Raw genomic sequence first — 25,516 nt, 5'->3', positions numbered from 1 at the left:
TTGAATGACAAGCGAGCCGAAAAAAGGGGACAGGCTTCACACACTATTTTTGCGCGGCAGTAACGTCACCCAATACCGGGTACGTGAATGCACCTCCAGCGGCAAACTGGCCGCGAGCAATGCGAGGACGCGATCGGTGTCGTCCAGGCGGAAACTGCCGGTGACCCGCAACGCTTCAAGCTCCGGCTCCCAACGCAGCACACCCGGTCGATAAGTGCCGAGTTCGCGCAGGAAATCTCCCAGCGGCTGGTTTTTCGCCATCAGCACGCCCTCTCGCCAACCCGGCGCAAGCACATCGAATGGGCTGATCGGCCCGACACCGGTTGCTTGAAGGCTGACTTGTTGACCAGTGCGCAAAGCCAACGCCAGCCCCTGCAAGGGCTGCAATTGCACGGCGCCGTTGTACACCGACACGCGGCAACCGCGCGCTTGCTGACGAACACAGACTTCGCCTTGGCTGACGATGACCTGTCCAAACTTCGTTTGAATCGTCAGCGGCGACGCGCTCGGCACCTTCAGCGACAGTTCGCCCTCAATCAGCTTCAAGCGACGGCTCTGCAAATCCACATCGACGGCACTGGCCGTGTTGAGCTGCAAGGAACTGCCATCAGCGAGCTGCACCTGTTTGCGCTCTCCGGTGACCGTATGCAGATCAGCTCGCCAGACATCCAGGGGCAATTGTCGGCTGATCAGCCAAGCCGCCGGCACCAACGCCACCGCACCCAATGCACGCTTGAGCACCATACGACGACCCGGATCGGGGCGATCCAGACTTTTGAGCGCCAACGCTGAAGGCAGATCGGCAAACCGCTGGCGCAAGGCTTGAGCCTTCTGCCAGGCCTGCTCGTGACTGACGCAACTGTCGCGCCAGCGCTGCAGATTCGCACGATCTTGCTCGTTGGCACTTCCAGATTCCAGCAAGGCGAGCCACTGCGCGGCAGCTCGCACCGCCTGACGGGCATCGGGCACCGGACTGTTCACAGTTCCACCAACAGGCAATGCTCATAGGCTTGCGCCATGTAGCGTTTGATCGTGCGCTCCGATACCTGCAGGCGCTCGGCGATTTGCTGATAGTTCAAGCCTTCCAGCTGACTCCAGAGAAACGCCCTACGCACCGCCGCTGGCAGTCCATCGAGCAGTTCATCCAGGGCTTGCAGGGTTTCGAGCAACAACCAGCGCTGCTCGGGCGACGGCACACAGTCTTCCGGCAACGCCGCCAGTGCCGTCAGATAAGCCTGCTCCAGGCTTCGACGTTTATAGAAATTACTCAGCAGGCGTTTGCCCACGGTCAGCAGATAGGCACGGGGCTCTTGCAGATCGGCAATTCGTTGAGAGCTGGCGAGCAAACGCAGGAACGTATCCTGGCTCAGGTCCGCCGCATCACAGCCATTACCCATGCGTCTTCTCAACCAGCCTTCCAGCCAGCCACGGTGATCGCGGTACAGGTCGTGGAAGGTTTGCTCCTTCGGCATCGCTGCATCACTCATCTCAAGAAGCCCTGCGCCAAGGAGTTATCGTAAATGAGAGTGATTCTAATTAATGTCGGAGCTGTGAACCAAGTCCTTTATGCAATTGGGGCGCAGAAAGGTTGGGCGGGAAGGACATGAGAGAGGAAAAGCAAAATCGCAGACACAAAAAACCCCGGTCTTTCGACCAGGGTCTTTGCTATCGACTCGAAACAGACACTGGCTTTACCAGCGGCTTGCTTCGTAGCTCCAAGGCGTTCAGTGGGCCTTGAGGCAGATATGGCGCAGCGGACGGGACTCGAACCCGCGACCCCCGGCGTGACAGGCCGGTATTCTAACCGACTGAACTACCGCTGCGTATCGCTTTGGACTTTCGCCCAAGTAACTCGTCTGACTGGAAAGCTTCGAGGCTTTTCAATCTCGAGCCAGGTAAACCTGACTCGGAAAATATGGCGCAGCGGACGGGACTCGAACCCGCGACCCCCGGCGTGACAGGCCGGTATTCTAACCGACTGAACTACCGCTGCGCGTCGGTGGAGGCTTTTAAAAGCTTCCATCTTGCTCTCGCAAGACTCTCGGAAGTGGTGGGTGATGACGGGATCGAACCGCCGACATTCTGCTTGTAAGGCAGACGCTCTCCCAGCTGAGCTAATCACCCGTTTGCATCTCCGAGGCCGCGAAATTTACGCAGGTACCGAAGCTAAGTCAATACCCTGCTTGAAGTTTTTCTGAAAAAGACAAAATTGTGTCTTAGACAGTCAGACCGCTTTCGCGAGCAAGCCCGCTCCCACACTGGATCTGCGGCGGACCACAGGTTTGTGATCGACATAAATTCAGTATGGGAGCGGGCTTGCTCGCGAGATGGCGGTACATTCAACATCAATGCTGGAGACAGCGCCCCGCCCTATTACTCGCTGTAAATCATCTTCTTGGTCATGCCACCATCGACCACAAACTCCTGGCCCGTGACGAACCCGGCGTTCCTGGACAGCAACCACGCCACCATCGCCGCCACGTCCTCGACCGTCCCTACCCTGCCCGCCGGATGCTGGGCATGATCGGCATCGGTCAGCGGTTCGGCACGCCGTGCCGCAGGGTCTCGCGCGTCGATCCAGCCTGGACTGACCGCATTGACGCGAATCTCCGGCCCTAAGCTGATGGCCAAGGCGTGAGTCAGGGCCAACAGGCCGCCCTTGCTCGCCGCATAAGCCTCTGTGTCGGGTTCTGACTGGCCGGCACGGGTCGAGGCCAGATTGACGATGGCGCCGCTGTGAGCGCGCAGGTACGGCGCGCAGTGCTTGGCCAACAGCATCGGCCCGCTGAGGTTCACCGCCAACACCCGGTTCCAGTAGGCCAGATCAAGGCTTTCCAGGGTGATGTTGTGCGGGTCGGCCACCGCGGCATTGCACACCAGCGCATCCAGACGCCCGAACTGCCCGAGTACCTCGGCCACGCCCAGCGCCACCTGCGCTTCATTCGCGACGTCCATGGCGATGAACCAGGCGTTGTCGCCGAGCACCTTCGCCACTTTCGAACCGCGTACTCGATCAAGATCAGTCAGCACCACCTGCCAGCCTTCACTGATCAACCAGGCTGCAATCCCCAAGCCGATGCCGCGCGCAGCACCGGTGACCAGCGCGACGCGGCCATGGGTGCCCGTGGTCGGCGTCGACAACTCGATCACAAGGCAGCCAACCCGCGCGCCAGATCGGCTTGCAGGTCTGCCACATCTTCCAGACCGACCGCGATGCGGATCAGGCTGTCACGGATCCCTGCCGCTTCACGCTCTTGCGGCGCGAGACGGCCGTGAGAGGTGGTGCTCGGGTGCGTGATGGTGGTTTTGCTGTCGCCCAGGTTGGCGGTGATGGAGATCAGGCGCGTCGCATCGATAAAGCGCCAGGCGCCCTCTTTGCCACCCTTGACCTCGAAACTCACGACCGCACCGAAACCCTTCTGCTGACGCTGGGCCAGCTCATGCTGCGGATGGCTCTTGAGGCCCGCGTAATGGACCTTCTCGATACCGTCCTGCTGCTCCAGCCACTCGGCCAGTTGCTGGGCATTGGCGCAGTGCGCCTTCATGCGCAGGCTCAGCGTTTCCAGACCTTTGAGGAAGATCCAGGCGTTGAACGGGCTCAGGGTCGGCCCGGCAGTACGCAGGAAACCGACGACTTCTTTCATCTGCTCGCTACGACCAGCCACAACGCCGCCCATGCAACGGCCCTGGCCATCGATGAACTTGGTCGCCGAGTGCACAACGATGTCCGCGCCCAGCTTCAGCGGTTGCTGCAACGCAGGGGTGCAGAAGCAGTTGTCGACCACCAGCATCGTGCCCTTGGCGTGAGCAATTTCCGACAGCGCCTTGATATCCACCAGTTCGGCCAGCGGGTTGGAGGGCGACTCGACGAACAGTAACTTGGTGTTGGCCTTGATCGCCGCATCCCAACCTGACAAGTCCGCCAGGGGTACGTAATCGACTTCGATGCCGAAGCGCTTGAAGTACTTTTCGAACAGACTGATGGTCGAGCCAAACACGCTACGCGAGACCAGAACATGGTCGCCGGCGCTGCACAGACTCATCACCACCGCCATGATCGCGGCCATACCGGTCGCGGTGGCTACGGCTTGTTCGGCGCTTTCCAGCGCGGCAATGCGCTCTTCGAACGCGCGCACGGTCGGGTTGGTGTAGCGCGAGTAAACGTTACCCGGCACTTCGCCAGCAAAGCGCGCGGCCGCGTCGGCGGCGGTACGGAATACGTAGCTGGAAGTGAAGAACATCGGATCACCGTGTTCGCCTTCCGGCGTGCGGTGCTGACCGGCGCGTACGGCCAGGGTATCGAACGCTACGCCTTCGAGGTCGCTGTCCAGCCGACCGGCATCCCAATCCTGACTCATGCTGTCACTCCTTGCCCTGCTCTTGATTTAGAGAGTCTTTAGTAGATACAAAACCGGCCCCTAGGGGCCGGTAGTTACTCAGTTGTTGTACAGATCAATGATCGCACTGACTGCCTGGGTCTTGACCTTGGAGGCATCGTTGCGTGCCTGCTCGATCTTGTTCAGGTAAGCCTCGTCGACGTCGCCGGTGACGTACTGGCCGTCGAACACCGCGCAATCGAACTTCTCGATCTTGATCTTGCCGCCACCGACCGCTTCGATCAAGTCAGGCAAATCCTGATAGATCAACCAGTCAGCGCCGATCAGATCAGCCACGTCCTGGGTCGAACGGTTGTGGGCGATCAACTCGTGAGCGCTCGGCATGTCGATGCCGTAGACGTTCGGGTAACGAACGGCCGGTGCAGCGGAGCAGAAGTAAACGTTTTTGGCGCCGGCTTCGCGGGCCATCTGGATGATCTGCTTGCAGGTGGTGCCACGAACGATGGAGTCGTCCACCAGCATCACGTTCTTGCCGCGGAATTCCAGCTCGATGGCATTGAGCTTCTGGCGTACGGACTTTTTCCGTGCAGCCTGGCCCGGCATGATGAAGGTCCGGCCGATGTAGCGGTTCTTCACGAAGCCTTCGCGGAACTTGACGCCCAAGTGGTTCGCCAGCTCCAGGGCCGCGGTGCGGCTGGTGTCCGGAATCGGGATGACTACGTCGATGTCGTGATCCGGACGCTCGCGCAGAATCTTCTCGGCAAGCTTCTCGCCCATGCGCAGGCGGGCCTTGTAGACCGACACGCCGTCGATGATCGAGTCCGGACGCGCCAGATAAACGTGTTCGAAAATGCACGGGGTCAGAGACGGGTTGGTCGCGCACTGACGGGTGTGCAGCTTGCCGTCTTCAGTGATGTAGACCGCTTCGCCCGGTGCCAGGTCGCGAATCAGGGTGAAACCGAGTACGTCCAGCGAAACGCTTTCGGAGGCGATCATGTACTCGACGCCTTCGTCGGTGTGACGCTGACCGAAGACGATCGGACGGATGCCGTGCGGGTCGCGGAAACCGACGATGCCGTAACCGGTGACCATCGCCACGACCGCGTAACCACCGACGCAACGGTTGTGCACGTCAGTTACAGCGGCGAACACGTCTTCTTCGGTTGGCTGCAACTTGCCGCGCTGGGCCAGTTCGTGTGCGAACACGTTGAGCAGCACTTCCGAATCGGAATTGGTGTTGACGTGGCGCAGGTCAGATTCGTAAATCTCCTTGGCCAGTTGTTCAACGTTGGTCAGGTTACCGTTATGCGCCAGGGTAATGCCGTACGGCGAGTTGACGTAAAACGGTTGGGCCTCGGCCGAAGTCGAGCTGCCCGCGGTCGGGTAACGCACATGGCCAATGCCCATGTGGCCGACCAGGCGCTGCATGTGACGTTGATGGAACACGTCACGCACCAGCCCATTGTCCTTGCGCAGGAATAACCGGCCATCATGGCTGGTCACGATACCGGCAGCGTCCTGGCCGCGGTGCTGGAGGACGGTTAGCGCGTCATACAGCGCCTGATTGACGTTCGACTTACCGACGATACCGACGATGCCACACATGCGACGCAACCCCTACTTAATGGATCTGAACTGAACACAACTCACTGAGGCGTTTTGGCCGTCGGCAAGAGGTGCTCCTTGAACGGTATTTCAGCGGGTACGCTGATACCGCTGGCAAGCCACTGACTGCTCCACCCAAGAATCAGGTTTTTGGACCAGTCTGCGACCAATAGAAATTTTGGCACGAGCTGTGATTGTTGCCACCACCCGTCCTGCTGTACCGGCCCCAGGCTCAACAGCCCGACCGCCACGACCACCAGCAACACGCCACGCGCAGCGCCGAAGGCCATGCCGAGGAATCGATCGGTCCCGGATAGCCCGGTGACGCGAACCAATTCGCCGATAAGATAATTGATCATTGCGCCTACGATTAAAGTGGCGACAAACATGATGGCACAGCCCGCGATCACGCGAGCCGATGGCGTTTCGATGTATCCGCCGAGGTACTCGGACAATGAACCACCGAACATCCAGGCAACGGCTCCTGCGATGATCCAGGTCAGCAGCGAGAGTGCTTCTTTGACGAAGCCGCGGCTAAGACTGATCAAAGCGGAGATGGCGACGATTGCAACGATCGCCCAGTCAACCCAGGTAAATGGCACAGTGCAGCCTACAGACAGATAAGGCGGCGCATTTTAGCAGAGCCCATGGCTGTCGGTAAGCTGAGATTATCAGTGCTTTTCAAATCAGGGCGATAGTTTTAACCGCGCTCAGGCTGAAAACGCACCACAAACCCCTTGAGGTTCTGCTGGCGGCTCAACAAGTCACGCAGACGATCGGCTTCCGCGCGCTCGATCAGCGGCCCGACGAACACCCGATTCTTGCCATCGGCGGAGCGGATATAGGCGTTATAGCCTTGGCTGCGCAGGGTTTTCTGCAGGCTTTCAGCGCTCTCGCGGCTCGATAGACTGGCCAGTTGAACCGACCAACTGACCGACAGGCCATTGGCATCGACGCGGCTTGGGGTGGTAGCCGGCTTGGTCGGTGCAGCAGCGATTGGCTGGGCAGGTGCCGGCACAGGCTTGGCGACTGGCGCCGGAGGTGGCGTGACCGGTTTGGCAGCTGGTGGCGCCGGGGCCACGGGAGCACTTGGCGCAATCGGTGTCGAAGGTGCTTGCTGCGCGGCAATTTCGTCATCGCTTGGCACAGGCTCCTGCGGCAACGCCTGCGGTTCAGGCACCACCACCGGCTCGACCTGCACTTGCGGCACAGCCGGCGCTTGCGGTGCAGCCGGTGCGTCAACCCTCACCTGGCGCTGTTCGTCCTGACGGGAAAACAGCATTGGCAGGAAAATCACCGCCAGCGCCACCAGCACCAGGGCACCGACCATGCGCTGCTTGTACGCCTTATCCAGCAAAGCCATTTGCCGCTTCCTCCGTGGAGTGCCGGGCCAGCCATTCAAGGGCCTCGGCGACACAATAAAATGATCCGAACAACAGAATTTCGTCGTCGTTCGTCGCCTGCGCGCACTGCCCTTCCAGGGCTGCGGCCACGCTGTCATAAGACGTTACCGAGGCGCCAAGGTTCTGCAGCGCCGCGTGCAACTGCTCAACGGGTCGCGCCCGCGGCGAATCCAGAGGGGCGACAGCCCAATGCTGGACACTAGCATTCAATTCACCGACAACACCATCCAGATCCTTGTCCGCCAACAACCCGAACACCGCCAGACGCTTGCCGGTCGGTGGTCGACTGGCCAGACGACGGGCCAGGTACTCTGCCGCATGGGGGTTATGCCCCACGTCCAGCAACACATTAAGACGCTTGCCCTGCCAGTCGAACTGACGGCGATCGAGACGACCGACCACGCGTGTCGCCTTCAGGGCTTCGATAATCTGCGCATCCACCCAAGGCAAACCGAGCAGCAGGTAAGCCTGCAACGCCAGGGCGGCGTTCTCCATCGGCAGATCGAGCAATGGCAGATCATGCAACTCGACTGCACGCCCTTGAGCATCAAGGCCACGCCATTGCCAGTTGTGATCGGTGATACCCAGGTCGAAATCGCGTCCACGCAGGAAAAACGGGCAATTGAGCTCGCGCGCTTTATCCAGCAAAGGCTGAGGGGGATTCAGATCGCCACAGAGCGCAGGCGCGCCCTGGCGGAAAATGCCGGCTTTTTCGTAAGCCACGGACTCACGGGTATCGCCCAGATAGTCCGCATGATCGACGCCGATGCTGGTGACCAGCGCGATATCGGCATCCACCACGTTGACCGTATCCAGACGCCCGCCCAGGCCCACTTCCAGCACCACCGCATCAAGCCCTGCCTGTTGAAACAGCCAGAACGCCGCCAGGGTGCCCATTTCGAAGTACGTCAGGGAAGTGTCGCCACGACCGGCCTCGACCGCTGCGAAGGCTTCGCACAGCTGGACGTCAGTGGCTTCGACGCCATTGACCTGCACCCGCTCGTTGTAACGCAGCAGGTGCGGAGAATTGTAGACACCCACGTTCAGGCCCTGCGCCCGCAGCAACGAAGCCACGAACGCGCAGGTAGAACCCTTGCCGTTGGTGCCAGTGACCGTAATCACCCGAGGCGCCGGCTTGCCCAGCCCCATGCGAGACGCTACCTGTTGCGAACGCTCCAGCCCCATGTCGATGGCCGAAGGATGCAACTGTTCAAGGTAGGCGAGCCACTCGCCAAGGGTGCGTTGGATCATATGTTGGCAGGCACCGGCGGAACCACGATCGGCTCGATCGGCGCGGCGACGAATTTTGGCGTCGGCAGGCCCATCATTTGTGCCAGCAGGTTGCCCAGACGCGGACGCAGCTCCTGACGGTGAATGATCATGTCGATCGCGCCGTGTTCCAGCAGGAACTCACTGCGCTGGAAGCCTTCCGGCAGTTTTTCGCGAACGGTTTGTTCGATAACGCGCGGGCCGGCGAAACCGATCAGGGCTTTCGGCTCACCGACAATTACGTCGCCGAGCATCGCCAGGCTGGCGGAAACACCACCGTAGACAGGGTCAGTCAGTACCGAGATGAACGGAATGCCTTCTTCACGCAGACGCGCCAGCACCGCGGAGGTCTTGGCCATTTGCATCAGGGAAATCAGCGCTTCCTGCATCCGCGCACCACCGGAGGCGGCGAAGCAGATCATCGGGCAACGGTTTTCCAGGGCGTAATTGGCGGCGCGCACGAAGCGCTCACCGACGATGGCGCCCATCGAGCCACCCATGAAGGAGAATTCGAAGGCCGACACCACGACCGGCATGCCCAACAAGGTGCCGCTCATGGAGATCAGTGCGTCTTTTTCGCCGGTCTGCTTTTGCGCAGCGGTCAGGCGATCCTTGTACTTCTTGCCGTCGCGGAATTTCAGACGGTCAACCGGCTCCAGGTCCGCGCCCAGTTCGGCACGGCCGTCAGCGTCGAGGAAGATGTCGATGCGCGCGCGAGCGCCGATACGCATGTGGTGGTTGCACTTGGGGCAAACATCCAGGGTCTTTTCCAGCTCCGGACGATACAACACCGCCTCACAAGACGGGCATTTGTGCCACAGACCTTCAGGCACCGAGCTCTTCTTGACCTCGGAACGCATGATCGAAGGGATCAGTTTGTCTACTAACCAGTTGCTCATGCTTTCTTTCTCCAGTACCGGCGGCCCGAACGCTCTGGTTCGCAGCCCCGCGTATGCCCTTGAGCTAAATTCATATGTGTGGCGATGATCGATGGCGTGCCGGGTCAGCGAGATGTGACCTGCGTACAACCCCAAATATCCTCAGCCATGCCTGTGGACGGCGGCAGTGTGCCAGCCGTCACATCAAGCCCCAACAACCGCTTTGATGAATGCCTGAATCTTTGCGTGATCCTTGATGCCCTTGCTCGCCTCTACTCCACCGCTGACGTCTACCGCGTAAGGCCGAACCCGGGCAATCGCCTCCGCGACGTTGTCCGGTGTCAAGCCGCCCGCCAGGATGATCGGCTTGCTCAGGCCTTGCGGTATCAGAGACCAGTCGAACGCTTCACCGGTTCCCCCTGGAACGCCTTCGACGTACGTGTCGAGCAGGATCCCGCTGGCACTGGCGTAGGCATCGCAAGCCGCTGCGATGTCATCACCGGCCTTGACCCGCAACGCCTTGATGTACGGACGGCGCCAGCCTTCGCACTCAGCCGCGGTTTCGTCGCCATGGAACTGCAACAGGTCCAGCGGCACGGCATCGAGGATTTCCCCCAACTCGCAGCGGCTGGCATTGACGAACAAACCCACGGTGGTCACGAACGGCGGCAAGGCCTTGATGATCGCCCTCGCCTGCTGGAACGTCACGGCCCGCGGGCTTTTGGCGTAGAACACAAATCCGATGGCATCGGCCCCGGCCTCGACCGCCGCCAACGCATCCTCTATGCGGGTAATCCCACAAATTTTGCTGCGAACGGCTGACATGTCGATAGAACCTCAGGACAAATCCGGGAAAGTCCCGGATGGTAACAAAAGCGTTTGAGGGCGTCAGCCGTCAAGTTCCGAGAAGCCGGTAAGGAAGTGTGGGCCGATGTAACGCTCAGGCAATTCGAACTCGTCGCGGTACTCGACCTGGACCAGGTACAGGCCGAACGGATGGGCCGTTACCCCCCCGGAACGACGGATACGACTTTCCAGGACTTCCTTCATCCACTCCACGGGACGCTCGCCAGCGCCGATGGTCATCAGAACTCCGGCGATGTTGCGCACCATGTGGTGCAGAAACGCGCTGGCGCGGATATCCAGCACGATCATTTTGCCATGGCGCGTGACGCGCAGGTGATGCAGCTCCTTGATCGGCGACTTGGCCTGGCACTGACCGGCGCGGAATGCACTGAAGTCGTGGGTACCGACCAGATACTGAGCGGCTTCAGACATGCGCTCGACGTCCAGCGGGCGGTGGTTCCAGGTAATTTCATCGTTCAGGTGCGCCGGACGGATCTGATCGTTGTAGATCACGTAGCGATAGCGCCTGGCGATCGCCTTGAACCGCGCATGGAAATGCGCCGGCATGACCTTCGCCCAACTGACGCTGACGTCGTGGGGCAAGTTGATATTGGCGCCCATCACCCAGGCCTTCATCGAACGCTCGACCTGGGTATCGAAATGCACCACCTGACCGCAGGCATGCACCCCGGCATCAGTGCGCCCGGCGCAGAGCAGCGACACCGGCGAGTCGGCGACTTTGGACAAGGCCTTTTCAAGGGTTTCCTGCACCGTGAGCACACCGGAGGCCTGGCGCTGCCAGCCGCGATAGCGCGAGCCTTTGTATTCAACGCCCAACGCGATCCGGAAAAAGCCGTCGGCCGCCATTTCGGCGGCCGGATTATCTATATTTGCCAAGGGGTGACAGCCTGCTGATCTGCGCAAAGGCATGCATTATAAGGCGGTCGGGCGGGGACGCCAGAGGGATCTCCGTGGACTGTTCCGGCCTCTTCGCGGGCAAGCCCGTTTCCACAGGTTTTGCGGGCGCCAAAGATCCTTGTGGGAGCGGGCTTGCCCGCGATAACAATCGCGCAGACATCAACGCATCACCGTCCAAACAAAAACGGCAGCCTCGATGGGCTGCCGTTTTTTTTATGCCTTACCGATGACTCACGCCAGACGCGAGAGCATTTCCTTGGCTTCGCTCTTCTGACCGGCATCGCCCTCGGTCACCACCTCATTGAGGATGTCCCGAGCGCCGTCGCTGTCGCCCATGTCGATGTAGGCCTGGGCCAGATCGAGTTTGGTAGCGACCTCATCGGTGCCGGAGAGGAAATCGAAGTCCGGCTCATCAGCCGCGGAGGCCAAAGCGTCTTCCTCGGTGAAGCTAGGCTCACCGAGGCTCTGGGACAGACGATCCAGCTCCGCATTGACGTCATTGAGCTCGCTTTCGAAGGCATCAGGCTGATCCGGGGCAGCGTCCATTTCATCGGCCAGTGACAGGTCGAAATCCGCAGGTAACTCCAGGTCGTCGAGCGTCGGCTCGGTCACGGGCGCCGCTTCGGCGACAGGCGAATCCTTGAGATCTTCATCCAGACTCAGCAGGAAGTCATCTTCGGCCAGGGTTGCCGGCGAGGCGTCGCCGCCCAGATCCATGTCCAGGTCGAAGACCGACAGATCGTCGAGGTTTTCCTTGATTTCAGTCTGTTGCTGCAACACCGACTCAAAGCTCAGATCGTCGTCCAGCGGGAATTCGTCCAATTCAGCCAGCTCTTCTGGTGCGGGTGCGGGGGCGGGTGTTGGCTCCACCTCCGGCTCCGCAGCAACCACTGGCGCGATCGGCGTAGCTGCCTCCAGATCGTCCAGGCTCAGATCGAAGGCGCTGTCGAAGTCGGACAATGCCGGCTCCGGGGCTTGCGGCTCGTCCAGCAGCAGATCCTTGACGTATTGCGCGTCCAGCTCGGCAGCGATGGCGGCGGCAGCCAGACCGCTGGCCGCCACTACAGCCATGGCCGGAAAGCGGCTTTTCAACTCTTCAACCCGGGCGAAGTTATCGCCGTTGGCCACCAGTTGACGCTCCTGAGCGACGAACGCGTCGCGGTCACCCTGCTGACCATAGACTTCCATCAGCTTCAAGCGCAGGTCACTGCGTTGCGGCTCTTGTTTGATAGCGTCTTCCAGCAATGCGGCGGCCTGATTAAGACGACCGCCGGCAATGTGCGACTGTGCCTGAGCCAGTACGTCGTCGGAACGGTCGGAACGCTCGGCGGCAGGCGATACCAATGGCGCAGCGATCGGCGGCGTCACCACAACCGGAGCAATCACCGGGGCCGGCGCGGGTGCAGGCGTTGGCGTTGGCGCGGTCGCAAGCTTCACGCTCGGCGGCGGAACTTCCAGGCCTTCGAAGCTGCTTGGCGGCAGATCCTGGTCGACGGAGAACTCTTGCTCCTCCTCCAAGGCACGGGCCATGCGCAGATGCTTCTCGGCTTCTTGCTGAGCCTTGCGGCGACGGGCCAGCAACAGCAGCAAGAGCAGCAGCACCACCGCACCGCCACCCACCAGACCCAGCAGGATCGGATTGGTCAGCAGCTCGTTGAATTTCTGATCATCGGGTGTTGGCTCGACAACTGGCGCCGGAACGACTTCTGGTGCGTCAGCCTCTGGCGCAGGGACCGGAGCCGCGTCCGCAGGCGTTGCCGCAGGACTGGCCGCCAGCTCAGCCGACATCGCCGGAGTGCTCGAAGCGGATGCATCCGCGCCGCCTTCGGCCTGCAACTTGGCCAACTGGTTGTTCTTCAGTTCGATCAGGCGTTGCAGCTTGTCCAGCTGACTTTGCAGATCGCTCATGCGGCTTTTCAATTCGGCGTTGTCACGACGAGTCGCGTCGAGGCTTTCCTCGGTAACGGCCAGCTTATCGCTTAACGCTTTCGCATCACCGGCGGCGCCTTTGCCGCCCTTGCCGGTGTCGGCAGACACCAGGCTCAGTTTGTCTGCGGCAGGCTGCGATGAAGCACCTTCACCGCCAGCGCGCTTGGTGGCATCGAGTTGCTGCTGACCGGCTCCCGGTTTCGCCACGTAGCGACGGCCCTGACGCCACGCGGTGTTCTGCGCGGCGACCTCAGCGATGGCCTTGGGCTGTGGCAGATTGGTGCTCTGCACCTGATCAGGCAGACGCAGCACTTGACCGGTTTTCAGTCGATTGATGTTGCCGTCGATGAACGCATCCGGGTTCAGCGCCTGGATGGCCAGCATGGTCTGCTGGATCGAACCACCGTTACGCGCCTTCGCGGCGATCTCCCACAGGGTATCGCGCGGCGTGGTGGTGTATTGCGACGATTTGGTCGCGCCAGTGACTGGCGCAGTCACCGTTTGGGCTGGCGCTGGTTGCGCGGCGGCATCGGCGGTCTGCGGCGAGAATTTGGACGGATCGAGCAGCACGCTGTAGTCGCGTAGCAGACGACCGTTGGGCCACATCACCTGAACCAGGAATTTCACCATCGGTTCGGACAGCGGCTTGCTGGACGTGACGCGCAAGATGCTTTTGCCGCTGGCGTTAAGCACCGGGGTGAAGGTCAGGTCATTGAGAAATGTCTGACGATCGACACCAGCCTTGGCGAAATCTTCGTGCGAGGCCAGGCTCGGCACCACTTCGGCAGCCGTGAGGTCCTTGACGTCGAGCAACTCAATTTCTGCGACCAGAGGCTGGTTCAGCGTCGATTTCAGGGTCAATTCCCCGAGCCCGAGGGCATGCGCCATACCGGAGGACAGCGCCGAGGCGGCCGCTATTGCTAACACCAGTTTGCGAACTTGAACCATAACCTCTTCCTTTGTTTGAACATTCCTCGGCCAGCGAGAAGGTGTTGATTGCCGCTGCCGTAAGGCATTGCGCGCGACGGCGAAGGGTCGTCGCGCGCGATCATTTCATTCATGCAATGGGAAGCCCTGCGGGGTGGCTCACCTTAAGCATTCCGGCCAAGCATGACACTCGACCGGAATCATTCGATAAATTGTTGCCAAGTATCTTTTACAGCAGGTCTTTTATCAACAATTCAGCCACCTGCACAGCATTGAGCGCGGCCCCTTTGCGTACGTTATCTGACGTCAGCCACACATTAAGTTCCGCCGGGTCGTCGATCCCGCTACGAACCCGACCAACGTAAACCACGTCCTGCCCTACTGCATCGCCTACCGGGGTCGGGTAATCACCCGCGTCGACCAGTTCGATACCGGGCGCCGCTTCCAGAGCTGCGTTGACTTTCGCCAGATCGACAGCGCTCGATGACTGCAAGGTCACGCTAAAGCTATCGCCAAAAAACACCGGAGCTTGAATGCAAGTGACGGAAATCTTTAATGACGGCATCGCCATGACCTGACGCAGCTCGCGCACCAGGCGTTTTTCCAGCAACGTATGGCCTTGATCATCAGGCTTACCGACTTGCGCCAGCAGGTTGAAAGCCATCTGCCGATCGAAGAACGCCGGCTCCAGCGGACGCACGTTAAGCAGCTCGGCGGTTTGCCGGGCCAGCTCAGTGACCGCTTCGCGGCCTTGGGCAGAGACCGCCAGACACGCCGTCAGGCTGATGCGCTGCAGGTCGAGCAAACCGAGCAATGGCGCCAGCACCACCGCCAGCGTCGCAGCCGAAGGGCTTGGGCTGCTGACCTGGAAGGGCTTTTTCAGGCTGGCCAGAACTTCAGCGTTGGCCTCAGGCACCACTTGCGGCGCCTGATCAGCCGGCAAGGCGCCGGACAGGTCGATCAGCGAGCAACCGGCGGCCGTGGCACGCGGAGCGAAACTGAGGGTCACCGCCGGGCCGGCGGCAAAGAACACCAACTGGACTTTGCTGAAATCGAACTCATCGACTTCCCGCACCCGCACGTTCTTGCCGCGAAACGGCACCGAATGACCGGCCGATTCACTGCTCGCCAGCAGGTGCAGGTTACCGACGGGAAAGTCCCGCTCTTCGAGAATCTGGACGAGTGTTTCGCCGACAGTACCGGTGGCGCCGATCACGGCGATATCAAAGGACTGGCTCATGGTTCTACCTCTGGCGAAACGGGGGGAGCGGCACTTTACCGGGTGGTTGGCGTGCAGGCAATTTCTGCCAAGGATTTGTGGCGCCTATACCGGCCTCATCGCGGGCAAGCCCGCTCCCACAGGTTTTGTGGGGCTCCCATATTTTGCATACGACCCCAACCTTGTGGGAGCGGGCTTGCCCGCGATGACGAAATAGCAGACAACCGAACACCCTCAGACTGTCGCGCATAAAAAAACCCGCACCTCTTTCAAGGCACGGGCTCTTTCATTGCTTCAACAGATCAACGCTCAAGCAGAATCCGCAGCATGCGACGCAGCGGTTCGGCCGCGCCCCACAGCAGTTGGTCGCCGACGGTGAAGGCACCGACGAACTGCGAACCCATGTTCAGCTTGCGCAAACGGCCAACCGGAACGTTCAGGGTACCGGTAACCTTTGTAGGGCTCAGCTCCTGCATGCTGATTTCGCGGTTGTTCGGCACCAGCTTGACCCAAGGGTTGTGCTGGCTGATCAGCCCTTCGATGTCGGCGATCGGCACGTCTTTGTTCAGCTTGATGGTCAGCGCCTGGCTGTGGCAACGCATGGCGCCGATGCGCACGCAGATACCGTCCACCGGGATCGGGCTCTTGAAGCGACCGAGGATCTTGTTAGTCTCGGCCTGGGCCTTCCACTCTTCGCGGCTCTGACCGTTCGGCAGTTCCTTGTCGATCCATGGGATCAGGCTGCCGGCCAGTGGTACGCCGAAGTTTTCGGTCGGGTATGCGTCGCTGCGCATGGCTTCGGCAACACGACGGTCGATGTCGAGGATGGCGCTGGCCGGGTCGGCCAGTTGATCGGCGACAGCGGCGTGGGTCACACCCATTTGCTTGATCAGTTCACGCATATGCTGCGCGCCGCCACCGGAGGCCGCCTGATAGGTCATGGCACTCATCCACTCGACCAGACCGGCTTCAAACAGGCCACCCAGGCCCATCAGCATCAGGCTGACGGTGCAGTTGCCGCCGATGTAGTTCTTGGTGCCCGCGTCGAGCTGCTGGTCGATGACCTTGCGGTTCACCGGGTCCAGCACGATCACCGCGTCATCCTGCATGCGCAGGCTGGAAGCGGCGTCGATCCAGTAACCCTGCCAGCCGGCTTCGCGCAGCTTCGGGAAAACTTCGCTGGTGTAGTCGCCACCCTGGCAGGTCAGAATCACGTCGAGGGTTTTCAGCTCTTCAATGCTGTAAGCGTCCTTGAGCGGAGCAATATCCTTACCCACGGACGGGCCTTGGCCACCGACATTGGAAGTGGTGAAAAACACCGGCTCAATAAGATCGAAATCCTGCTCTTCCAGCATCCGCTGCATGAGCACGGAACCGACCATACCGCGCCAACCGATCAGACCTACACGTTTCATCGCAACTACACCTTCTTAAAAGTGGGCCGCTGCTTTCATGGTTGAAAGTTGCAGCGGGCCAAAGAGATTACAGATTCCGCAGCGCGGCGACTACTGCATCGCCCATTTCCTGCGTACCGACCTTGGTGCAACCGGCCGACCAGATGTCGCCCGTGCGCAGGCCCTGATCCAATACCAGGCTCACGGCCTTCTCGATAGCATCGGCCGCATCCTGCAGATTGAAGCTGTAACGCAGCATCATCGACACCGACAAAATGGTCGCCAACGGGTTGGCAATGCCCTTGCCAGCGATGTCTGGCGCCGAACCGTGGCACGGCTCGTACATGCCTTTGTTGTTGGCATCCAGCGACGCCGACGGCAGCATGCCGATCGAACCGGTGAGCATCGACGCTTCGTCGGAAAGAATGTCGCCGAACAGGTTGTCGGTGACGATCACGTCGAATTGCTTCGGTGCACGCACCAGTTGCATGGCGGCGTTGTCGACGTACATGTGGCTCAGTTCGACGTCCGGGTAGTCCTTGGCCACTTGCTCGACGACTTCACGCCACAGTTGGCTGGACGCCAGCACGTTGGCTTTGTCCACCGAGCACAGTTTCTTGCCGCGCACGCGGGCCATGTCGAAACCGACACGGGCGATACGGCGGATTTCGGTCTCGCTGTACGGCAGGGTGTCGTAGGCCTGACGCTCGCCGTTTTCCAGTTCACGCACGCCGCGTGGCGCGCCGAAGTAGATGCCGCCGGTCAGCTCGCGGACGATCAGGATGTCCAGGCCCGCCACGATTTCTGCCTTCAGGCTGGAAGCCTCGGCCAGTTGCGGGTACAGGATTGCCGGACGCAGGTTGCCGAACAGACCCAGCTGCGCACGGATTTTCAGCAGGCCGCGCTCAGGGCGGATGTCACGCTCGATGGTGTCCCATTTCGGGCCGCCCACGGCGCCCAGCAATACCGCATCGGCGGCACGGGCACGGGCCAGGGTTTCGTCGGCCAGCGGCACGCCGTGCTTGTCGATGGCGGCGCCACCGATCACGTCATGACTCAGTTCGAAGCCCAGGCTGTACTTGTCGTTCGCCAGCTCCAGCACCTTGACTGCTTCGGCCATGATTTCCGGGCCAATACCGTCACCCGGGAGAATCAGAATCTGCTTGCTCATGCTTTCCTCATGTCATCAGTCGGTGCGCCCTTGAGGCACGCCCGGAAAAATTCGTTTGACGCTTATCTTTCAGCCATCAGCACCAGCACATCGGTACTGAACGAACCATCGGCCTCAATCTCAAAATATTCGCGCACTTCGTTGCCCATCGATTGCTGCAACTCCAGGATCGCCGCGCGCATCACCTGCGGCGTGCGCATGCGCTCGACCCAGGAGGTGTACTCCAGACGCAACCGCTGGCGCGTAGTGCTGCGGGTATGCAACCCCGCCTCGCTGACCTGACGCAACCACTCGCCGGCAGAATAATCGCGTACGTGGCTGGTGTCGCGCAGCACTTCGACGCTTTGCAGGTAAGTGTCGAACAACGGGCTGCCCGGGGACAACACATCGATGAACGCCGCCACCCCGCCCGGCTTCAACACCCGGCGAACTTCGCGCAGGGCCAGCCCAAGGTCGCTCCAATGGTGCGCTGAGTAGCGGCTGAAAACGAAATCGAACTCGCCATCGGCGAACGGCAGGCGCTCGGCGGCACCCAGTACCGTGGACACGTTGCTCAAGCCCCGATCGACGGCAGCAACGGCGACCACGTCGAGCATCTGTTGAGACAGGTCGTAAGCCACCACTTCCTTGACCAGCGAAGCCACATGAAAACTCACATGACCGGCGCCGCAACCGAGGTCGAGCACGCGAGCATCGCCCTGCCCCGCCAGTTCAGCCTGTAGCAGCGCGAATTCAGTGCCTTGAGCATGTACGGCGCTGCTCAGATAGGCCGAGGCCTGTTCACCGAATTGCTTTTGTACTACCTGACTGTGCTGGGCGGTGCTGGTCATGGGGACTTCCTTTTGGGAATGAGTCTTGTGGTGCCTGGTCTGTCGTCATCGCGGGCAAGCCCGCTCCCACAGGTTTTGTGAACAGCGCAAACACTGTGGGAGCGGGCTTGCCCGCGATGAGGCCGGTCCTATCCTTACAAATTCCGGATCAATCACGCATCACGAAACAACCACGGCTGGCTCGCGCGGTGTTTGGCTTCAAACGTGGCAATCGCCTCGTGGTCCTGCAAGGTCAGGCCGATATCGTCCAGGCCATTGAGCAGGCAGTGCTTGCGGAACGCGTCAATCTCAAAACTCAACACCTTGCCATCCGGACGGGTCACGGTCTGGGCTTGCAGATCAACCTGCAATTGATAGCCCGGAGTCGCCTCAACCTGCTGGAACAGTTCATCAACTTCAGCGTCGCTCAGGATGATCGGCAGCAAGCCGTTCTTGAAGCTGTTGTTGAAGAAGATATCGGCATAGCTCGGCGCGATGATGCTGCGGAAACCGTACTCTTCCAGCGCCCACGGCGCGTGCTCGCGGCTGGAGCCGCAACCGAAGTTCTCACGGGCCAGCAACACGCTGGCGCCTTGATAACGCTCGGCATTGAGGACGAAGTCCTTGTTCAACGGACGCTTGGAGTTGTCCTGATACGGCTGCCCGACATCCAGGTAACGCCATTCATCGAACAGGTTCGGGCCGAAACCGGTACGCTTGATCGACTTCAAGAACTGCTTCGGAATGATCTGGTCGGTGTCGACGTTGGCACGATCCAAAGGCGCGACAAGACCAGTGTGCTGGGTAAAAGCTTTCATGCTGCGCTCCTTTAGATCAATTCACGGACGTCGATGAAACGACCGTTCACAGCGGCGGCGGCGGCCATGGCCGGGCTGACGAGGTGCGTACGGCCACCGGCGCCCTGACGGCCTTCGAAGTTACGGTTGGAGGTCGACGCGCAATGCTCGCCCGACTCCAAACGGTCCGGGTTCATCGCCAGGCACATCGAGCATCCCGGCTCACGCCATTCGAAACCGGCCTCGAGGAAAATCTTGTCCAGGCCTTCGGATTCGGCCTGAGCCTTCACCAACCCCGAACCCGGCACCACGATGGCCTGCTTGATAGTCGAAGCCACTTTGCGACCCTTGGCGATCACGGCGGCGGCGCGCAGGTCTTCGATCCGCGAGTTGGTGCAGGAGCCAATGAATACGCGGTCCAGCTGAATGTCGGTGATCGCCTGATTGGCGGTCAAACCCATGTATTTCAAAGCGCGCTCGATGGAACCACGCTTGACCAGGTCCATTTCCTTCGCAGGATCGGGAACGTTCTGATCGACAGCCAAGACCATCTCAGGCGAGGTACCCCAGCTGACTTGCGGCTTGATCTGAGTGGCATCGAGCTCGACGATGGTGTCGAACTTGGCATCCGCGTCAGAGACCAGGTCTTTCCAGGCCTCGACAGCCAAGTCCCATTCCGCGCCTTTCGGAGCAAATGGACGGCCCTTGACGTAAGCCACGGTTTTTTCGTCGGCGGCCACCAGGCCTACACGAGCGCCGGCCTCGATCGCCATGTTGCAAATGGTCATGCGGCCTTCAACGGACAAGTCGCGAATCGCGCTACCGGCGAACTCGATGGCATGGCCGTTACCGCCGGCGGTGCCGATCTTGCCAATTACTGCGAGGACGATGTCCTTGGCGGTCACGCCGAACGGCAATTGGCCGTCGACGGACACCAGCATGTTCTTCATTTTTTTCGCGACCAGGCACTGAGTGGCGAGCACGTGCTCGACCTCGGAAGTGCCGATACCGTGAGCCAGGGCACCGAATGCACCGTGGGTCGAGGTGTGGGAGTCGCCGCAAACCACGGTCATGCCCGGCAAGGTGGCGCCCTGCTCCGGGCCAATGACGTGGACGATGCCTTGGCGGACATCATTCATCTTGAATTCGACGATGCCGTACTCGTCACAGTTATCGTCGAGGGTCTGAACCTGCAAACGCGAGACCTGGTCGACAATCGCTTCGATGCCGCCCTTGCGCTCCGCAGTCGTCGGAACGTTGTGGTCCGGGGTCGCGATGTTGGCATCGATGCGCCAAGGCTTGCGCCCGGCCAGACGCAGGCCTTCGAAGGCTTGCGGCGAGGTCACTTCGTGGATGATGTGACGATCGATGTAGATCAGCGCCGAGCCATCGTCGCGCTGCTTGACCAAATGCGAATCCCAGAGCTTGTCGTAGAGCGTTTTGCCGGCCATCAGACGGTTTCCTCATCAGCTTGTTTCTATGCCGGAGAGGTCTGTGTAGCGAGTTCTGTTAGGTCAACTTCGGCGCCGGAAGCCCATATCCTGCGTTGCTGCTCTTTGGCTATGAACTTCCGGCATCCGAATTTGACCCAACAAACTCGCCACACAGACCTCCGGGTCTTGAGCAATTTCAATAACCCCTTGGCTTGTGAGGTCGATCCTAGGGGGTTACATTAAATAACTCAAATTCATATTTTTCATGCTTTGCATAACCATCTGGAATACAACTGAGACATCATCATGGACCTCGCCAACCTCAATGCTTTTATCGCGATTGCCGAGACTGGAAGCTTCTCCGGCGCTGGCGAACGGCTGCACCTGACACAACCCGCCATCAGCAAACGCATCGCCGGCCTGGAGCAGCAATTGAAGGTGCGGCTGTTCGATCGACTGGGCCGGGAAGTCAGTTTGACCGAAGCCGGTCGCGCCCTGCTGCCACGGGCCTATCAGATCCTCAATGTACTGGATGACACCCGCCGCGCCCTGACCAACCTGACCGGCGAAGTCTCCGGTCGTCTGACATTAGCCACCAGTCATCACATCGGCCTGCACCGTTTACCGCCCTTATTAAGGGAGTTCACCCGACGTTACCCACAAGTGGCGCTGGATATTCAGTTCCTCGATTCGGAAGTGGCTTACGAAGAAATCCTCCATGGCCGCGCCGAACTGGCGGTAATCACTCTTGCACCGGAGCCCCATGCACTGGTCAAGGCCACACCGGTGTGGGACGACCCGCTGGATTTCGTGGTCGCTCCGGAGCATTCGCTGATCGCTAACGGTCCGGTCAGCCTGGCGGATATTGCCCTGCATCCTGCGGTTTTCCCCGGCGGCAACACCTTTACCCACCACATCGTGCAGCGCCTGTTCGAGGCCCAGGGCCTGACGCCGAACATCGCCATGAGCACGAATTATCTGGAAACCATCAAGATGATGGTCTCGATCGGCCTGGCCTGGAGCGTTTTGCCGCGCACCATGCTGGACGATCAAGTGGCGCGCATACCTTTGCCGGGCATACAGCTCACTCGCCAGCTAGGCTATATCCTGCACACCGAACGGACGCTGTCGAACGCGGCACGGGCCTTCATGGCTCTGCTGGATGCACAAATCGATCAGCCAGGGACTCGCGGCTAAGCTGTGCTTCTTCTTTTTGTGCTACGCCTATAGAGCCCCAAAACCCTGTGCCTAACGCCAATTCAGCCCAAGGCCTGTTATCCATGCCCAAATCTGTTGAACGTATGCCGCCGATGCCGCGAATTCAGGCACTTGACCCCAAACGGTCCGAGCAGAGCTGGGAAAGCGCCCCGCAGTTGCTGGCAGCCCTCAACGGCGCCCGGCTGGGCGCCTGGTATTGGGACATCGAGCGGGGGCAGATCAGTTGGTCTCGGGGCACTCAGGCGTTGTTCGGCTTCGATCCCCGACAACCGCTGCCGGAAGATCTGGAATACCTCGACCTGCTGCCTCAGGAGGATCGGGCGAAAGCCATCCGCGCCTTTAATGCAGTGATCGCCGGCGCCCCGCTGGAGCAGGCGATGCACCACCGTATCCGCTGGCCCGACGGCAGTCTGCACTGGCTGGAAATCAACGGCAGCCTGCTGCCGGACAAAAACGGCCGGCCACGAATGATAGGGGTCATTCGTGAAATCACCCATCAGCGCCAGCGCGAACAGGCACTGAGCAGCTCGGAAAAGCGCTTCGCCACGCTGTTTCACCTGTGCCCGAACATGGTCCTGCTGACCCGTCAGGAAGACGGCTTGATCAGCGAAGCCAACCAGTATTTCGAAAGCCTGTTCGGCTGGCCGGTGCAGGACGCCATCGGCCGAACCACGCTGGAACTGGGCCTTTGGGTCAATCCGGAACAACGAGTGCAACTGGTCAAGGCCACCAAAGCCAAAGGCGAGCTGATCAACATGGAGGTGCAATTTCGCGCCAGCAACGGGCAGGTTCACGACGGCATCCTCAGCGCGCAAAAGGTCGAACTCGAGGGCCAGCCTTACCTGCTGAGCACATTCCTCGACACCACCGAACGCAAAATCGCCGAGCACGCCCTCAAAGACAGCCAGGAACGCCTCGACCTGGCCCTGGATTCGGCGCAGCTCGGCACCTGGGACTGGCACATTCCCAGCGGCATGCTTTACGGCTCGGCGCGGGCCGCCCAGTTGCATGGGCTGGACCCCAAACCCTTCCATGAATCCTTCGATGCGTTTTTCGAAGGCGTGCCCGGCGAAGAACGCGACAGCATGCGCGACGCCTACCGCAGCTTGCGCGAAGGCCCAGCCGGCAATTATCAACTGACCTACCGGGTGCAGTTGCAGGACGGCAGTTCGCGCTACCTGGAAAGCCGCGCCAGACTCTATCGCGACGACCATGGCAACCCTCTGCGCATGGCCGGCACACTGCTGGACATCACTGATCAGGTGGAGCGCGAACAGCAACTGGTGGCGTCGGAAGAGAAATTCGCCACCTTGTTCCAGGTCAGCCCGGACCCGATCTGCGTCACGCGCCAAGACACCGGTCACTTCATCGAGATCAACTCCAGCTTCACTCAAACGTTCGGCTGGAGCACCGTCGACGTGATTGGCCGCAGCGCCGACGAAATCGGCCTGTGGGACGCTTCGGCGAAGAGCCTGCAAAGGATCGAGCGGGTCATCCGCGAACAAGGTCTGAACAATGTGGCGATCATCGTCCAGCACAAGGACGGGCAGTCCCTGACCTGCGTGATATCGAGCCGGCAGATCAGCGTCGGCGACCAACCCTGCATCGTCACCACCCTGCGCGACATCACCCAGCAGCAACGCTCGGAAGCGGCGCTCAAGGCCAGCGAGGAGAAGTTCGCCAAGGCCTTCCACTCAAGCCCCGACGCCATCACCATTACCGAGCGCGACACCGGACGCTACCTGGAAGTTAATGACGGCTTTTGTCGCCTGACTGGCTATCGCGCCGATGAAGTGATCGGCCGCACGGTATATCAGGTGGGCATCTGGGCCGAAGAGAAACAACGCTCGGCGCTCCTGGCGGAGCTACAGATCAAGGGCCGGGTTCATCATCAGGAAATGCTCGGGCGCAACAAACGCGGCGAGTTGTTGACCGTCGAAGTCTCGGTGGAGCCGATCACCCTCAACGAAACGGCGTGCCTGCTGCTGACCGCCCGGGACGTCAGCCTGCTGAAAAACGCCGAAGCGCAAATCCGTCACCTGGCCTACCACGACCCACTGACCAACCTGCCCAACCGCGCCTTGTTGATGGATCGTCTGAGCCAGCAGATCGCCCTGCTCAAACGCCACAACCTGCGTGGTGCGCTGATGTTCCTCGATCTCGACCACTTCAAGCACATCAACGACTCCCTCGGTCACCCGGTGGGCGATACGGTGCTGAAGATCATCACTGCGCGCCTTGAAGCCAGCGTGCGCATGGAGGACACCGTCGCGCGCCTGGGCGGTGACGAATTCGTGGTGCTGCTCAGCGGCCTGGAAGGTTCGCGCAGCGAGGTCAGCGCTCAGGTCCGGGAGTTGGCGGATACCTTGCGCGAACTGCTGTCCGAACCGATGTTCCTCGACGGACAGCGCCTGCAAGTAACACCGAGCATCGGCATCGCGCTGATCCCCGACCACGGCTCGACCCCGACCGACCTGCTCAAACGCGCCGATATCGCCCTCTACCGCGCCAAGGATTCAGGCCGCAACACCACGCAGATGTATCACAACACTATGCAGAAGGCCGCCAGCGAACGCCTGCGCATGGAAACCGACCTGCGCCTTGCCCTTTCCCGGGGTGAGTTCAGCGTGCAATACCAACCGCAGGTGGACGCTCGCAATAACCGTATTACCGGCGCAGAAGCCTTGGTACGCTGGCACCATCCGCAACTGGGCGCGCAATCGCCCACCGAGTTCATCAAGGTGCTGGAAGACAGCGGGCTGATTCTGGAAGTCGGCACGTGGATCCTCGATGAAGCCTGCGCGGCCTTCAAACATCTGATTGCCAAAGGTCTGATCGACCCGCTCGATTTCAGCCTGTGCGTGAACATCAGCCCCCGGCAATTCCGTCAGAACGATTTCGTCGAACGTATCGAGCACAGCCTCGGCAGCCATGGCCTGCCCTGCTCGTTGCTGAAACTGGAAATCACCGAAGGCATCGTCATCCAGAACCTGGACGACACCATCAGCAAAATGCGGCGCCTGAAAAAACTCGGCGTGAGCTTTGCCATGGACGATTTCGGTACCGGTTATTCCTCGCTGACCTACCTCAAGCGCCTGCCGGTAGACACCCTGAAAATCGATCAGTCGTTCATCCGCGACGCCACCACCGACCCCAACGATGCCGAAATCATTCGCGCCATCGTCGCCATGGCCCGCAGTCTGGAGTTGGAAGTCATCGCCGAAGGGGTGGAAAACCTGGAGCAACTGGCGTTTTTGCAGGGGCTGGGCTGCCATTTGTATCAAGGGTATTTGCACAGCCGGCCGTTGCCGGTGGAGGAGTTTCAGAAACTGCTCAAATGAGTCGGATACAGGCACAAAAAAG

Annotated in this window: 20 protein-coding genes and 3 tRNA genes; 2 read left to right on the top strand and 21 right to left on the bottom strand. The window is 60.5% G+C overall.

Annotation, left to right across the window (positions count from 1 at the left end; genetic code table 11):
* Window positions 1–36: 36 nt before the first annotated feature.
* The 21 genes from AB7M26_RS14965 to leuC form a co-directional block, all read right to left on the bottom strand.
* Window positions 37–981, bottom strand: a complete 945-nt coding sequence (locus AB7M26_RS14965) for a FecR domain-containing protein (protein ID WP_123498720.1) — start codon at window positions 979–981, stop codon at window positions 37–39.
* Entirely contained in the window at window positions 978–1,487 is a 510-nt protein-coding gene (locus tag AB7M26_RS14960) for a sigma-70 family RNA polymerase sigma factor (RefSeq protein WP_008007228.1), read from the bottom strand. The genes AB7M26_RS14965 and AB7M26_RS14960 overlap by 4 nt, the downstream gene beginning before the upstream one ends.
* Window positions 1,488–1,746: 259 nt before the next feature.
* Window positions 1,747–1,823 (bottom strand) — tRNA-Asp (locus AB7M26_RS14955).
* Between the two features lie 93 nt (window positions 1,824–1,916).
* Window positions 1,917–1,993, bottom strand: a tRNA-Asp gene (locus AB7M26_RS14950).
* Between the two features lie 55 nt (window positions 1,994–2,048).
* Window positions 2,049–2,124, bottom strand: a tRNA-Val gene (locus AB7M26_RS14945).
* Window positions 2,125–2,373: 249 nt separating this feature from the next.
* Window positions 2,374–3,150, bottom strand: a complete 777-nt coding sequence (locus AB7M26_RS14940; protein ID WP_123498717.1) for an SDR family oxidoreductase — start codon at window positions 3,148–3,150, stop codon at window positions 2,374–2,376.
* Window positions 3,147–4,358, bottom strand: coding sequence for an O-succinylhomoserine sulfhydrylase (locus tag AB7M26_RS14935; RefSeq protein ID WP_123498715.1), 1,212 nt, complete (start codon window positions 4,356–4,358; stop codon window positions 3,147–3,149). The genes AB7M26_RS14940 and AB7M26_RS14935 overlap by 4 nt, the downstream gene beginning before the upstream one ends.
* Before the next feature lie 78 nt (window positions 4,359–4,436).
* A complete protein-coding gene (gene purF / locus AB7M26_RS14930) occupies window positions 4,437–5,942 on the bottom strand; it encodes an amidophosphoribosyltransferase (protein ID WP_007905939.1) in 1,506 nt (501 codons plus the stop codon).
* Window positions 5,943–5,983: 41 nt separating this feature from the next.
* On the bottom strand, window positions 5,984–6,544 hold the full coding sequence (locus AB7M26_RS14925) for a CvpA family protein (RefSeq protein WP_123498713.1): 561 nt from the start codon (window positions 6,542–6,544) through the stop codon (window positions 5,984–5,986).
* 98 nt (window positions 6,545–6,642) lie between these two features.
* Window positions 6,643–7,305 carry an SPOR domain-containing protein gene (locus AB7M26_RS14920; protein WP_123498711.1) on the bottom strand — a complete coding sequence of 221 codons (663 nt, stop codon included), beginning with the start codon at window positions 7,303–7,305 and terminating at the stop codon, window positions 6,643–6,645.
* The gene (folC, locus tag AB7M26_RS14915) at window positions 7,289–8,596 is read right to left on the bottom strand and encodes a bifunctional tetrahydrofolate synthase/dihydrofolate synthase (protein WP_123498708.1); all 1,308 of its coding nucleotides are present in this window, start codon (window positions 8,594–8,596) and stop codon (window positions 7,289–7,291) included. The genes AB7M26_RS14920 and folC overlap by 17 nt, the downstream gene beginning before the upstream one ends.
* Window positions 8,593–9,513 carry an acetyl-CoA carboxylase, carboxyltransferase subunit beta gene (gene accD / locus AB7M26_RS14910; protein WP_007905946.1) on the bottom strand — a complete coding sequence of 307 codons (921 nt, stop codon included), beginning with the start codon at window positions 9,511–9,513 and terminating at the stop codon, window positions 8,593–8,595. The genes folC and accD overlap by 4 nt, the downstream gene beginning before the upstream one ends.
* A gap of 183 nt (window positions 9,514–9,696) precedes the next feature.
* Window positions 9,697–10,317 (bottom strand): phosphoribosylanthranilate isomerase, encoded by a 621-nt coding sequence (locus AB7M26_RS14905; RefSeq protein WP_123498706.1) that lies wholly within the window; start codon window positions 10,315–10,317, stop codon window positions 9,697–9,699.
* Window positions 10,318–10,380: 63 nt separating this feature from the next.
* Entirely contained in the window at window positions 10,381–11,205 is an 825-nt protein-coding gene (gene truA / locus AB7M26_RS14900) for a tRNA pseudouridine(38-40) synthase TruA (RefSeq protein ID WP_032830732.1), read from the bottom strand.
* Between the two features lie 282 nt (window positions 11,206–11,487).
* Window positions 11,488–14,133 (bottom strand): FimV/HubP family polar landmark protein, encoded by a 2,646-nt coding sequence (locus AB7M26_RS14895; protein ID WP_429384955.1) that lies wholly within the window; start codon window positions 14,131–14,133, stop codon window positions 11,488–11,490.
* Between the two features lie 208 nt (window positions 14,134–14,341).
* Window positions 14,342–15,352 carry an aspartate-semialdehyde dehydrogenase gene (locus tag AB7M26_RS14890; protein WP_123498702.1) on the bottom strand — a complete coding sequence of 337 codons (1,011 nt, stop codon included), beginning with the start codon at window positions 15,350–15,352 and terminating at the stop codon, window positions 14,342–14,344.
* A gap of 281 nt (window positions 15,353–15,633) precedes the next feature.
* Window positions 15,634–16,746, bottom strand: a complete 1,113-nt coding sequence (gene asd, locus AB7M26_RS14885) for an aspartate-semialdehyde dehydrogenase (RefSeq protein WP_008075929.1) — start codon at window positions 16,744–16,746, stop codon at window positions 15,634–15,636.
* Between the two features lie 67 nt (window positions 16,747–16,813).
* Window positions 16,814–17,896 carry a 3-isopropylmalate dehydrogenase gene (leuB, locus tag AB7M26_RS14880; protein ID WP_008007203.1) on the bottom strand — a complete coding sequence of 361 codons (1,083 nt, stop codon included), beginning with the start codon at window positions 17,894–17,896 and terminating at the stop codon, window positions 16,814–16,816.
* Between the two features lie 62 nt (window positions 17,897–17,958).
* Window positions 17,959–18,726 carry a class I SAM-dependent methyltransferase gene (locus tag AB7M26_RS14875; protein ID WP_123498698.1) on the bottom strand — a complete coding sequence of 256 codons (768 nt, stop codon included), beginning with the start codon at window positions 18,724–18,726 and terminating at the stop codon, window positions 17,959–17,961.
* A 152-nt stretch (window positions 18,727–18,878) separates the two neighbouring features.
* Window positions 18,879–19,523 (bottom strand): 3-isopropylmalate dehydratase small subunit, encoded by a 645-nt coding sequence (gene leuD / locus AB7M26_RS14870; protein ID WP_007905962.1) that lies wholly within the window; start codon window positions 19,521–19,523, stop codon window positions 18,879–18,881.
* Window positions 19,524–19,534: 11 nt separating this feature from the next.
* On the bottom strand, window positions 19,535–20,953 hold the full coding sequence (gene leuC / locus AB7M26_RS14865) for a 3-isopropylmalate dehydratase large subunit (protein WP_123498696.1): 1,419 nt from the start codon (window positions 20,951–20,953) through the stop codon (window positions 19,535–19,537).
* Window positions 20,954–21,241: 288 nt separating this feature from the next.
* On the opposite strand from leuC, the gene AB7M26_RS14860 reads away from it, so the two are divergent.
* Together AB7M26_RS14860 and AB7M26_RS14855 are read left to right on the top strand one after the other, a co-directional pair.
* Entirely contained in the window at window positions 21,242–22,132 is an 891-nt protein-coding gene (locus AB7M26_RS14860) for a LysR family transcriptional regulator (RefSeq protein ID WP_007905966.1), read from the top strand.
* Between the two features lie 83 nt (window positions 22,133–22,215).
* Window positions 22,216–25,494, top strand: coding sequence for a sensor domain-containing protein (locus AB7M26_RS14855; protein ID WP_123498694.1), 3,279 nt, complete (start codon window positions 22,216–22,218; stop codon window positions 25,492–25,494).
* The last annotated feature ends 22 nt before the right edge of the window (window positions 25,495–25,516 follow it).

The organism is Pseudomonas sp. F-14 TE3482, from assembly GCF_053629455.1.
Note: the sequence above shows the minus strand (reverse complement) of the source record. Positions and strands in the feature narration are given on the sequence as shown.

Excerpts from the sequence above, each read along its gene's own strand:
- AB7M26_RS14960 (WP_008007228.1), bottom strand. The coding sequence starts at position 1,487 with ATGAGTGATGCAGCGATGCCGAAGGAGCAAACCTTCCACGACCTGTAC.
- AB7M26_RS14935 (WP_123498715.1), bottom strand. The coding sequence starts at position 4,358 with ATGAGTCAGGATTGGGATGCCGGTCGGCTGGACAGCGACCTCGAAGGC.
- purF (WP_007905939.1), bottom strand. The coding sequence starts at position 5,942 with ATGTGTGGCATCGTCGGTATCGTCGGTAAGTCGAACGTCAATCAGGCG.
- AB7M26_RS14920 (WP_123498711.1), bottom strand. The coding sequence starts at position 7,305 with ATGGCTTTGCTGGATAAGGCGTACAAGCAGCGCATGGTCGGTGCCCTG.
- folC (WP_123498708.1), bottom strand. The coding sequence starts at position 8,596 with ATGATCCAACGCACCCTTGGCGAGTGGCTCGCCTACCTTGAACAGTTG.
- accD (WP_007905946.1), bottom strand. The coding sequence starts at position 9,513 with ATGAGCAACTGGTTAGTAGACAAACTGATCCCTTCGATCATGCGTTCC.
- AB7M26_RS14905 (WP_123498706.1), bottom strand. The coding sequence starts at position 10,317 with ATGTCAGCCGTTCGCAGCAAAATTTGTGGGATTACCCGCATAGAGGAT.
- truA (WP_032830732.1), bottom strand. The coding sequence starts at position 11,205 with ATGGCGGCCGACGGCTTTTTCCGGATCGCGTTGGGCGTTGAATACAAA.
- AB7M26_RS14895 (WP_429384955.1), bottom strand. The coding sequence starts at position 14,133 with ATGGTTCAAGTTCGCAAACTGGTGTTAGCAATAGCGGCCGCCTCGGCG.
- AB7M26_RS14890 (WP_123498702.1), bottom strand. The coding sequence starts at position 15,352 with ATGAGCCAGTCCTTTGATATCGCCGTGATCGGCGCCACCGGTACTGTC.
- asd (WP_008075929.1), bottom strand. The coding sequence starts at position 16,746 with ATGAAACGTGTAGGTCTGATCGGTTGGCGCGGTATGGTCGGTTCCGTG.
- leuB (WP_008007203.1), bottom strand. The coding sequence starts at position 17,896 with ATGAGCAAGCAGATTCTGATTCTCCCGGGTGACGGTATTGGCCCGGAA.
- AB7M26_RS14875 (WP_123498698.1), bottom strand. The coding sequence starts at position 18,726 with ATGACCAGCACCGCCCAGCACAGTCAGGTAGTACAAAAGCAATTCGGT.
- leuD (WP_007905962.1), bottom strand. The coding sequence starts at position 19,523 with ATGAAAGCTTTTACCCAGCACACTGGTCTTGTCGCGCCTTTGGATCGT.
- leuC (WP_123498696.1), bottom strand. The coding sequence starts at position 20,953 with ATGGCCGGCAAAACGCTCTACGACAAGCTCTGGGATTCGCATTTGGTC.
- AB7M26_RS14860 (WP_007905966.1), top strand. The coding sequence starts at position 21,242 with ATGGACCTCGCCAACCTCAATGCTTTTATCGCGATTGCCGAGACTGGA.
- AB7M26_RS14855 (WP_123498694.1), top strand. The coding sequence starts at position 22,216 with ATGCCCAAATCTGTTGAACGTATGCCGCCGATGCCGCGAATTCAGGCA.